This is a genomic window from Dorea acetigenes, from assembly GCF_025567385.1.
Taxonomy (GTDB): Bacteria; Bacillota; Clostridia; order Lachnospirales; family Lachnospiraceae; genus Claveliimonas; species Claveliimonas acetigenes.
The window spans coordinates 23,123-29,590 of sequence record NZ_JAOQJU010000035.1 but is presented as its reverse complement, the minus strand read 5'-3'; the positions used below and the strand labels follow the sequence as shown (position 1 = coordinate 29,590).

6 protein-coding genes and 1 other annotated feature are annotated in these 6,468 nt (G+C 41.9%); of the genes, 1 reads left to right on the top strand and 5 read right to left on the bottom strand.

What is annotated here, in order from left to right:
* Nucleotides 1-176: 176 nt before the first annotated feature.
* From OCV99_RS16475 to leuS, 4 genes are all read right to left on the bottom strand, one after another.
* Complete coding sequence (locus OCV99_RS16475) at nucleotides 177-1,061, bottom strand: LysR family transcriptional regulator (protein ID WP_158372004.1); 885 nt, start codon at nucleotides 1,059-1,061, stop codon at nucleotides 177-179.
* A 17-nt stretch (nucleotides 1,062-1,078) separates the two neighbouring features.
* Complete coding sequence (locus OCV99_RS16470; protein WP_158372002.1) at nucleotides 1,079-1,558, bottom strand: MGMT family protein; 480 nt, start codon at nucleotides 1,556-1,558, stop codon at nucleotides 1,079-1,081.
* A gap of 104 nt (nucleotides 1,559-1,662) precedes the next feature.
* Nucleotides 1,663-1,758, bottom strand: a complete 96-nt coding sequence (locus OCV99_RS18310) for a hypothetical protein (protein WP_262575975.1) — start codon at nucleotides 1,756-1,758, stop codon at nucleotides 1,663-1,665.
* A gap of 244 nt (nucleotides 1,759-2,002) precedes the next feature.
* Complete coding sequence (leuS, locus tag OCV99_RS16460; protein ID WP_158372000.1) at nucleotides 2,003-4,435, bottom strand: leucine--tRNA ligase; 2,433 nt, start codon at nucleotides 4,433-4,435, stop codon at nucleotides 2,003-2,005.
* 63 nt (nucleotides 4,436-4,498) lie between these two features.
* Nucleotides 4,499-4,876 (bottom strand) — a binding site (T-box leader).
* A gap of 154 nt (nucleotides 4,877-5,030) precedes the next feature.
* On the opposite strand from leuS, the gene OCV99_RS16455 reads away from it, so the two are divergent.
* Nucleotides 5,031-5,453 (top strand): hypothetical protein, encoded by a 423-nt coding sequence (locus OCV99_RS16455; protein ID WP_158371998.1) that lies wholly within the window; start codon nucleotides 5,031-5,033, stop codon nucleotides 5,451-5,453.
* A 72-nt stretch (nucleotides 5,454-5,525) separates the two neighbouring features.
* On the opposite strand, the gene OCV99_RS16450 is transcribed toward OCV99_RS16455, so the two are convergent.
* A complete protein-coding gene (locus OCV99_RS16450; RefSeq protein ID WP_158371996.1) occupies nucleotides 5,526-6,458 on the bottom strand; it encodes an AEC family transporter in 933 nt (310 codons plus the stop codon).
* Nucleotides 6,459-6,468 lie beyond the last annotated feature (10 nt).

The window sequence follows — 6,468 nt, the reverse complement described above, 5'->3', positions numbered from 1 at the left end:
ACTGCCAATCACTAACATATCTGCAATTTTCAAGGTTCATCTGAGCCTATTTTTTTAACTCAGTTTTTTCATAGATTACTTGACACTACCGTATTTGTTTCCTTTGTTCTAACTACATATTATCCCTGTCCAAAACAAATAAACAGTCACCAAAAAGGCTCAAAGTTCTATAACTTTTAGTTACCATTTCCAAGAAAATACTTCTTTACCTCCGCAACCACCGCCTCTACCACAGAGTCATCATTTTTCTTAAGAGTCGCAATAACATATTTAGAGGCATGGTGAGTATCCTTGAAATCAATAACTTTAACTTCACTTTCTCTGACTACATCCTTCGATACCACTGCTACACCGGAGCCTATGGACACTTCAAACACAAGCTCATCAAATGTATCAACCTCTTTTCTTACTCTTGGTATATAACCATCCAACTTACATGCTTCCATAAAGTCATTATAAAAGTCCACACCATTTTTCCTGGATAACACAACCATATCCTGCTTCCCTAATTGTTCCGGTGTTACATACTCAAGTTCCGCAAACGGGTGATCAAACGAGCAAATCACACAAATATCATATGTATATAACACATCGTATTTTGCTTCAGGATGCTTCCGAAAATTTGACTCAACACCAAAGCTTATATCTACCTGACCTTCCACTAATCTCTTAAGCGACTCCTCAAAATTATATTTTATAAAGGCTAGCTTAACCTTATCAAACTGAGATTTAACCATGTTTAGTGATTCCAGTATTCTTCTGTTTTCAAAGGAGCCGGTAAATCCTATTCTAATTTCTTGTTGCTCCATTGTATTAAGCCGATTTTGAATACCCTCAACATACTCCTGTACTTTTTTTATTTCATTAAAATAATATTCTCCTGCAGAAGTAAGTACAGGTCGATAACCATCTCTGTTCAACAGCTTTACCCCTAATTCTTCTTCGAGAAGCTTCACTTGTCTGGATAAGTTCGGCTGACTCAAATACATTTTCTGTGCAGCCTTGGAAAATGATTTTTCCTCAACCACAGTTATAAAGTAATATACCTTTTTATCCAACATAGCTCTTCCCCCATAATTCAGTTCAAATCAAAAAGAACACTTTCATAGTCTTTTACAAAATACTTGATATTTTTACGTCCTTTTTGAATAATGGTATGCCCTTCTGATTCCAGCTTTTCTTTCTGCATTTCAGCACCACCGGGATATTTGGCGTTTAACTCTCCATTTGCTTTCAGTGTTCTCCAGTAAGGCGTTTCATCATTAGAACGCTGATAACTTGCCCATGCCACAATAGAAACAAAAATTCCTGCTGTAATAGGTTCTGTAAAATCTGCACCACTCAATTTTGCAAAATATTCTCGGAGCTTTCCAATAGTAATTACCTTACCATACGGAACTTGTTTCATTACTTTGTCGTAGTTGATTGGCGGGGCAAAGAACATCTTACTTCCACCATATTTTTCAATGCTTTTTGGGTCTGTAATAATCTGAAACTTTGGCATATCCTTCTTGTCACGCAACATAGCATTAAAATCCTTTTTATCTTCATTAGCCATATTTGCCACCTCCTGCTTTAAGGATAAGCAATTTATCAATTCTATGCAATGAGACAGTTTAAAAAACTCAATAACTTTATTCTGTTGTGAGGTTTTCAGTTCAGCTACTTCTTCTTTTCTTCTGAAACATGCGTGTATAAATCAGTTGTCATTGCCAACGTGGAATGACCTAAGAGTTTCTGTACTACCTGTTGGTTCACTCCATTTTCATACTTACAATATTTCCAAGCACTTTATCACTTTCAACACTTCATAAGCCATGCACTCAAGCTCACGAACAAGTTCGCTCGCTTGTCGGGCGTCGCCCTTTCTCCTCCTACGGCAGTGCTCACAACCTCGCGAACAAGTTCGCTCAGTTGTCGGGCATACGCCCTATGAATAACAAAAAAGACGTCCTTATTCTTGCAAGCAAGATAAGTCCGTCTTTTCCGTTATTCGCACTGCCTATTTTTGCACAATATTTATGATTCTGCCGGGTACGTAGATTTCTTTTACGATGGTTCCGGTGAGTTTGTCGGCTACGGCTGCTTTTCCTGCCGCTAATGCATCTTCTTTTGAGACATCTGCCGCAAGAGCCACAACTGCTCTTGTTTTTCCATTAATCTGTACGGCAATCTCGATTTCATCGTCTTTCATGGCTTCTTCGTCGTAAGCTGGCCATCCTGCCGCAAAGACTGTCTCATTATGTCCTAACTGTTCCCAGATTTCTTCTGCAATATGCGGGGCAAACGGTGCCAGGAGAACTGCCATACTACCCAGTGTCTCGGTGTCAATTCCGCCTGCTTTTTTAGAAATTTCAACCAGTTTATTGGTGTGCTCCATAAAACCGGAAATAACTGTATTCAGGCTGAAGTTCTCCAGACGTGTTGTAACGTCATAAATCAGTTTATTTCGTTCCTTAATCATTTCTTTTGTGGCTTCGATGTTCTTGTCTTTGCTATCCATCACAAGCCCCCATACTTTTTTCAGGAATCGGGATACACCATCAATTCCACGGTCGTCCCACTCTGCATCTAATTCCGGCGGTCCTACGAAAAGCTCATACATTCTCAGAGAGTCACATCCGTAATCTCTTACCAGATCATCCGGAGATACTACATTTCCTTTAGACTTGCTCATCTTAATTCCGTTCTTACCGGTAATCATTCCCTGGTTAAATAATTTATGGAATGGCTCATCAAAATCTACTACACCGATGTCATACAAAAACTTGGTGTAGAAGCGAGAATACAGAAGGTGCAGTACCGCATGTTCCACACCACCGATATACATATCTACCGGAAGCATCTCGTCCGCCTTTTCTCTGGATACCAATTCTTTATCATTATGATTATCTACATAGCGCAGGAAATACCAGGAGGAACCCGCCCACTGCGGCATAGTATTCGTCTCACGTTTTGCCGGTTTCCCGCATACCGGGCACTTACAGTTCACCCATTCTTCGATTCCGGCAAGCGGCGATTCTCCGGTTCCTGTCGGCTCATAGGATTCTACATCCGGCAGCCTGAGTGGTAATTCTTCTTCCGGTACAGGCACTGCACCGCAATCCGGGCAATGTACAATCGGAATCGGCTCTCCCCAATAACGCTGACGGGAAAATACCCAGTCACGCAGCTTATAATTTACGGTTGCACGGCCAATTCCTCTTTCTTCTATAATATGAGGCGCTTCTTTTTTAAGAACAGCAGATTCCATCCCGTTCCATTCACCAGAGTTAATCATCGTTCCATTTGCCTCTGTATAGGCCTCTGTCATATTTTCAATTTCTTTACCATCCTTCGCTATAACCTGGATGATTGGGATTTTGAATTTTGTGGCAAATTCAAAGTCACGATCATCGTGCGCAGGCACACACATAATCGCGCCTGTACCATAATCAGCCAGTACATAGTCTGATAACCAGATTGGAGTTTTTTCTCCATTTAAAGGATTGATTGCATAACTTCCGGTAAATACACCCGTCTTTTCCTTATCCTGCATACGGTCTACATTGGATTTCATAGATGCTTCGTAAATATATTTTTCTACAGCGTCTTTTGTCTCCGGTGTTGCAAGACTTGCCGCTAAAGCATGTTCCGGCGCCAGCACCATAAAGGTCGCTCCATATAAGGTATCCGGCCTTGTCGTATATACCGTAATCTTCTCGTCCCTTCCCTCTACCGGGAAATCAACCTCTGCACCGTAGGATTTACCAATCCAATCCGCCTGCATCTTCTTAACCTTCTCCGGCCAATCAAGCTTGTCAAGATCATTTAAGAGACGTTCTGCATATGCCGTAATCTTCAGCATCCACTGGCGGAGATTCTTCTTGGTAACCTCTGTCCCACAGCGCTCACATTTTCCGTTCACAACCTCTTCATTTGCAAGACCTGTCTTACAGGATGGGCACCAGTTAATCGGAAATTCCTTCTCATAAGCAAGACCTTCCTTGAACATCTTCACAAAAATCCACTGAGTCCATTTGTAGAATTCCGGATCGGTCGTATTTACTTCCATATCCCAGTCATATAATGCGGCAATTTCATTAATCTGGCGCTTAATATTTGCTACATTCTCTGCTGTAGACTTTGCCGGATGAACCCCCATCTTAATCGCATAGTTCTCAGCCGGAAGACCGAATGCATCCCAGCCCATGGGATGAACGATATAGTATCCCTGCAGCAATTTGTACCTGCTCCATACATCCGAAATAACATACCCTCTCCAGTGTCCTACGTGAAGGCCGTTTCCTGATGGATAGGGGAACATATCCAGACAATAGTACTTCTGCTTCTTATTTCCATCCTTATCTACCTTAGGATTCACCGGGTTCTTCTCCCAGTTCTCCCGCCATTTCTTCTCGATTGCTTTGTGATTATAGACAATCTTCTGTGCCATTTTTATAAATCCTCTCTTTCTGCCATAATGCATTCCTATGAAATAAAAGAGCCTTTCCATCCCGCAAGAGACGAAAAGGCTGTATTCCGTGGTACCACTCTTATTCGCCCGGATTCCGGCCGGACGCACTCATTACTTTCTATAACGGGAAACCCCGCCTCTGCCTATACTACTTGGCGAGGTCTTTTCGAGCCTAGTAGTAAGGCACAACCTGTTGGCTTAGCGAGGTCTTTCCGAGCTTAGCAACATGGTTGTCTCCTCTTTATCACTACTTGGCGAGGTTGTTTCGAACCTAGTAGGCTCCACACCCTCTTAACAATTCGCCTTATATTTCAGCAGAAGAACTCCAAGGCGAGTTGGGAGATTACGCTTACTGCCTTGCACCTTCCGGCAGCTCTCTGAAAACGATAGCCTCTTACTACTCCTCTTCTCAGTCTTTCTCCATATCTTAGACCATTATATGAAGAATGTTAAAATAAGTCAAGCGCATTTTTCACTCATTTTTTACTTTTCAGTTGTTTCTCTTAACAAATTCATGTATAATAAATGGTAAGAAAATACGTATGTTAAATACATAGAAAAAGGAGTGTTTCCCATGGTAAATTTATTGACAGGCCCAAAAGGCAGCGGCAAGACACAGCAGATGATTGAGTTGGCCAATCAGCAGGCGAAAGCTTGTAATGGAAACGTAGTATTTATTAAAAACAGTCACCGTGATACAAGAAGCGTAGCTTTTGACATTCGTGTCGTATGTATGGATGATTATCCGGTAATCACGAACATTGATGAATACATCTGCTTTTTATATGGTATGTACAGCGCAAACCACGATGTAGAATGTATATTTATCGATGGCCTTTTAAAACATGCCAATATTAATTTGGAGGATGTGCCGGAATTCGTAGAAAAATTAAAAAAGATTACTTCTCAGTGTGGAGTAGATTTTTATGTAAGTCTCAGCGCAAGTAAAGATGATCTGAAAGATGTTGACTTCACAGACTGTGCTCTTTTAAATTAAAAAATTACATATGGATATTCAAGGGGTAATCCGCATTGCAGGATTACCCCTTATTAATTTCCCCATCCGCCGCTACACCAGCTTTTCATACAGTAAGGTGATAAGCGGCATCGTGACAATGGAAAACAGAACAGACATGACGTTAATAACACTGGCATATTTTGCATCCTGCTCATAAATCTGCGCCAGCTGCGTAACCATAACTGCTGCAGGCGCGCTTGTGGCAAGCAGGACAATCAAAAGAATATATTCCGCTTCCTTATGCATACCGCTCATTCCGGTAAATACAAATATAAATACAGTAATCACCGGAAATGCAACCAGGCGCAGGAAGCAAATCAGATACGGCCTCTTCTGACAAAATACCCCCCGAAGGTCTACATCTGCAACCAACATACCTATCACCATCATACTAATCGGTCCGATTGCATCGCCAAAAGCGCTGATACAGCTTGCTACAGGAGCCGGAAGCCTTATCTGCAGTGCAAAAAGCAGAAGCCCGATTCCAATGGCAATGACATTGGGATTCCATAACATCTGCTTCATATCTGCCTTGCCTTTTCCGCAGATAACCGCCTGTCCATGCGTCCATATCAGCACGGTCTGGACAACAATAAATGCCGTCGTATAGAATACCCACTCCTGTCCCAGCACAGCGCTGACCAGGGGAATAATCAAGTAACCGGAATTTGAATACACGACAGATGCTTTCTCTATCCCATTCAGGCCAAGAGGCTTGCCAAGCAGTCTACCTCCGATAATCATCAATCCGTGCACCAACACTGATGCTGCAAACGCAAGCAGCAGTCCCTGCAGTTTTTCCGCTGTAAATGCAATCTGAAATGCGTCAATCACCACAAATGGTGAACAAATGTATACTACAACATTTGAAATGATTTTGCTGTCTTCTGTACGGAATTTCCCCGACTTTACTGCCACATAACCTACCAGCCCCATCAGAAACAGCGCTACAATCTGCTCTGCTAAAAGTATGCTCAATCCCATTTTCTCTCAT

Excerpts from the sequence above, each read along its gene's own strand:
- OCV99_RS16475 (WP_158372004.1), bottom strand. The coding sequence starts at position 1,061 with ATGTTGGATAAAAAGGTATATTACTTTATAACTGTGGTTGAGGAAAAA.
- OCV99_RS16470 (WP_158372002.1), bottom strand. The coding sequence starts at position 1,558 with ATGGCTAATGAAGATAAAAAGGATTTTAATGCTATGTTGCGTGACAAG.
- leuS (WP_158372000.1), bottom strand. The coding sequence starts at position 4,435 with ATGGCACAGAAGATTGTCTATAATCACAAAGCAATCGAGAAGAAATGG.
- OCV99_RS16455 (WP_158371998.1), top strand. The coding sequence starts at position 5,031 with ATGGTAAATTTATTGACAGGCCCAAAAGGCAGCGGCAAGACACAGCAG.
- OCV99_RS16450 (WP_158371996.1), bottom strand. The coding sequence starts at position 6,458 with ATGGGATTGAGCATACTTTTAGCAGAGCAGATTGTAGCGCTGTTTCTG.